This window comes from Umezawaea sp., from assembly GCF_036375055.1.
Taxonomy (GTDB): Bacteria; Actinomycetota; Actinomycetes; order Mycobacteriales; family Pseudonocardiaceae; genus Umezawaea.
Window position 1 is genome coordinate 1 of sequence record NZ_DASUSQ010000134.1, and the last position, 3,986, is coordinate 3,986.

Here is a 3,986-nt window from a genome sequence, read left to right on the forward strand (position 1 = left end):
GGCCGTGCGCAGGTTGTCCTGTTCGAGCACCCACTCGCCCCCGGCCTCCTGGCGGTACAGGACGACGTACCGGTCCTCGACCCGCGCGTCCCGGGGAGGGATCTGCGCTTCCCCGCTGCACGCGTAGAGCCAGTCCTCCGGCGCCCGGGGGTTGAAGCGGAACCCGTAGTCGTCGAAGTCGACGTCGGCCGGGAGCCGCTCGGGCAGCGTGTAGCGCGACCGGTAGAGATGGGCCTCGCCGCCCAGGTCGCAGGTGGGCTGCCGGGGTGCGGCCGGGGCTGCCTCGGCGGGCGGCACGGCCGCGACGCCGCCGGTCGCCAGCGCGGCCAGCAGCACGCCCACCCCCCACCTGGCGACCCGCCGGGGCCTGGTCACGTCTCCTCCGATCCCGCCAGGAGTCGGGCGAGCGGGGTGCTGCGGCGGCGGCTGCGAGCCCGCATCCGGGCCGCGGCAGCGTCGTCGCGGCCATCGGCGGCAGCGCCCGCGGGCGCGGCCAGGGCGGCCACGTCCGGCGCGGCGAGCTCCCTCGTCTCGTCGGCCGCGTCCAGGACACGGCGCGCGGCGAGCTCCCTCGTCTCGTCGGCCGCGTCCAGGACACGGCGCCCGTCTCCGTCGGCCGCCTCCGGCCCGGCGTCGGTGGTGGGTGCGGTCTCGAAGCTCGACGCCACCCCGGGTGCCGCCGGCGGCAGGACCTGGATGAGACCGACCCGGTCGCGCACGTCCCGGTAGAGGCAGAGCCCGCTGCCCAACCCGTGCTCGAGGGTGATGGCAGCGTCGAGGCTGTCGGCCACACCGAGGAACCGCAGCGCGGCGGGGATCGCCGATCGGGCCTGGTGGAACACGAACCGCGAGCCCAACAGGTCCTCGAGCTCGCTGATGGCGAAGTCGTTCGGGTGCTGGCTGGCCAGCCAGATGGCGCCGTTGTGCTTGCGCCCGTCCCGGACGCCCTCGATGAGGAGGTTCTGGCCGTAGGGCGACGCGAGCAGCGCCCACGCCTCGTCGTAGAGGGCCGCCGCGAAGCGCGACGGATCCCGGAACACGACCTGGCGCCCCACGGCCGCGACCAGGTACAGCAGCGCCTGGCCCAGCACCTGCTCGGGCAGCATCATGCGGTTGCGCTGCTCGTTGTCGAGCGTCTCGCGGTCCGGCAGCGCCAGGTCCGGCGCCCAGAACACGATGAAGTCGGCGTCGAGCGACATCGGCTGGCCGGCGCCGAAGGCGAGCTGGCCGGTCGGCGAGCGGCGATAGTGCGCCAGGCGACGGGCGAGGCCGCGGGCCGCCAGGTCGGGGTGCTCCGGGTCGGCGGTGGCCATCCTCTGCAGCTCGTCGATGACGTCGGTCAGCGCGGCGTCGCGACGTTCGACCACGGCGTCCACCGCCTCGGCCAGGGCCGCACCCTCGTCGCTGTGGGTGGAGCACCCGGCGAGCAGGGAGAGGAAGCCCAAGGTCACCACGGCCCGCTCGTCGCCGGAGAACGTGCGCAGCGGGTCGAGGCACACGTCCGCCCCGGCCTCCAGGCGCACCAGCTGCACCCGACCCGGCACGGCCTCGGCGAAGGCGACGTACTCGCCGCGGCGGGTGCGGTCGATGGTCACCACCTGCCCGCCTCGGGCGATCGTGTCCCAGCAGAGGCGCTTCAGGAAGAACGACTTGCCGGATCCGAGCCGACCCACCGCCGCCAGTGACGGGCTGGCGTTGACCTGCGGACCGTAGGCCGGGTCGAACAGCACCGGCATGGCGTTGCCGCCGTCGAGCGACACCCCCAGCAGCAGGCCGCGGGGATCGCCGACCTCGGGACCGCAGAACGGGCTGCCGGCCGCCAGGTCCCGCGCCAGCATGAACTGCGTGTAGTCCCGGGCCACCAGGGGCGCCGCGGTGCCGGGCAACATCGCCCGCAACAGCGCCATCTGGCCACCGGTCGGACGGGCCAACCCGTACTCGCGGGGCTCGAACATCGCGCCCAGCGCGCTGGCGCGATCCTCGAGCTCGGTCAGCGTCGGTGCCGCGACCGACAGCAGGACCGTGACCTGCATCTCCGGCTCGGCGGGGTTCGATCCCAGCGCGGCCCGCTCGTCCTCGATCGCCTGGATCGCCTCGGCCAGCTGCGGCGGGGCGCCGGTGAGATCGCCGTCGTACTCCTCGATCTGGCCGACGAGGTCGCGGTGCTTGCGACGCACCTTCACCTGCGCGTCGGCGTTGGGCACCGAGCGGACCCGCACGCACCAGTCCACGGGGAACCCCGCGTCGTCCGCGTAGTACAGCCACTCCGCCCCACCGTCCGGGAAGCGGAAGAAGTGCGGCATGTCCGACATCGCCAGCACGGTCTGGTAGGCGCTGGCGTCGGCGAAGTCGACCCGCACGTAGCGGCGGTGCCGGGGGCGATCGTCGTCGCTCGCGTCGCCGCCCTCGGTCACCACCGCATCGGTCAGGTGGGCGAGGACGCCCTGGGGGCGGCGGCGCTCGGCCGCGGCCGGATCAGCGGGCCCCGGGAACCCGCCGGGCCGGGGCGGTTCCCAGCTCTCGTCGAACGCGGGCTCGTTGGCCTCGCGCCGCAGCGCCCGCGCGTACAGCCAGCACAGCTCCCCGGCGCTCACCGGCGTGAGCGAGATGTGCTGGGCAAGCCGGACCTCGCTCTCCCGGGCCTGCCGCCGTCGCAGGTCGACCTCGTCGGCCGGTACGGGCCGCGGGCTCAGGCCGAAGGTGGTGTTCACCTGCCCCACGGCATCGCGGAGCACCTCGAGCCACGGTCGCCGGGCGTTGGGCAACCCGACGGCGACGTAGTAGCGGCGCTGGTGGAGCGTCGTCCCGCTGAGCCACGCGTAGGTCGCGTCGCACGCCTGCGACCACGCCGGCCGGCGGTCGAGGTCGACGCCGTCGACCATCTTGGTCACGACCTCGAGGGGGTCCAGGCGTTCGCAGATCGACAGCAGCATCGAGTCGGTCGGCAGGTTGACGAGCAGGCCGCGGATGCGGCTGTGGATCGCCAGCTTGTCGACCACGGCGGTGTGGGCGAGCGGGAACGGGAACACCCGCCACACCGCCCAGACCCCGCCGTCGGACGACCAGACGAGGTTCCCGACGATGGCTCGTGCGGGAGGCTTCATCTGCTGTGGCGTCCCGCCGCGACGTAGACGGGGTCACGTCCGGGCGAGCCCGGACGTGACACGCGGTGGGGCCGGCCGCCGACCTGGCCGCGCCGCGGCGTCAGCAGGAACGTGAACCAGGCCAGGGCGGCACGGGGCAGGCTGCGGCCCTCGATGCGCGCACGACGCGCGGCCCACGCCAGCAGGACCGGCACCCCCACGGCGACGACCACGGCCAGCACGCGGGGGAGGTGGGCGCCCCACCAGTGCCACGTCCTGACCTCGACGAACAGCGCGACCAGCAGGACCCCGATCTGGGTCAGCGTGAGCTGGAACGGTGGCGTCCACCCGCCGATCTGGCCCAGCACCAACGGATGGCGCCGGGCGTGCGTGTAGGTCGCGCAGATGATCTGCTGCTCGTCGTGCTCGGCGGTCACTAGTCGTCCCCCGCCTCACGCTGCCCCGGCAGGGTGACGGGGGACTCGGTGTCGCTGTGCCGCTGGATGTCGCTCTCGACCGCCTCCTGGATGGTCGAGTAGCTGGTGACCCCGGCGATGACGATGACGCCGAGCAGGACCGCCCCGAGCGTGGGCACCAGCGACCTGGTCCTCGCCCAGGTCATGATCACGAACGCCGTCGCCATGAGGATGACGGCGCCGATGAGCAGGACGCGGGCATCGTTCATGAAGCCCTGGAGCAGGTCGGTCATCGGAGCACTCCTTGTTCCCGTTCGCCTCGTGCCCGGTGATGCGCAGTTGTCCACCGAAGAACGCGGGCATCGGGCGGGCTGCGCACCGCGGTGCGCGTCACGAGTCCGCCCCGGCATCGGCCGCCGGCTGGACGGTGCGCGTCGGGACGCCGGACAGGGCGACGATCTCCCAGCGGTCGACGGCGGCGACGGCG

Annotated in this window: 4 protein-coding genes; all 4 read right to left on the reverse strand. The window is 73.8% G+C overall.

The window, feature by feature from the left end:
- The coding region (locus tag VFZ92_RS33455) for a hypothetical protein (RefSeq protein WP_330880380.1) at positions 1-375 on the reverse strand (375 nt) is incomplete at its 3' end.
- A complete protein-coding gene (locus tag VFZ92_RS33460; protein WP_330880382.1) occupies positions 372-3,104 on the reverse strand; it encodes a VirB4 family type IV secretion system protein in 2,733 nt (910 codons plus the stop codon). The genes VFZ92_RS33455 and VFZ92_RS33460, both read right to left, overlap by 4 nt.
- Complete coding sequence (locus tag VFZ92_RS33465; RefSeq protein ID WP_330880384.1) at positions 3,101-3,520, reverse strand: TcpE family conjugal transfer membrane protein; 420 nt, start codon at positions 3,518-3,520, stop codon at positions 3,101-3,103. The genes VFZ92_RS33460 and VFZ92_RS33465 overlap by 4 nt, the downstream gene beginning before the upstream one ends.
- Positions 3,520-3,792 (reverse strand): hypothetical protein, encoded by a 273-nt coding sequence (locus VFZ92_RS33470; protein ID WP_330880386.1) that lies wholly within the window; start codon positions 3,790-3,792, stop codon positions 3,520-3,522. The genes VFZ92_RS33465 and VFZ92_RS33470 overlap by 1 nt, the downstream gene beginning before the upstream one ends.
- Between the last annotated feature and the right edge of the window lie 194 nt (positions 3,793-3,986).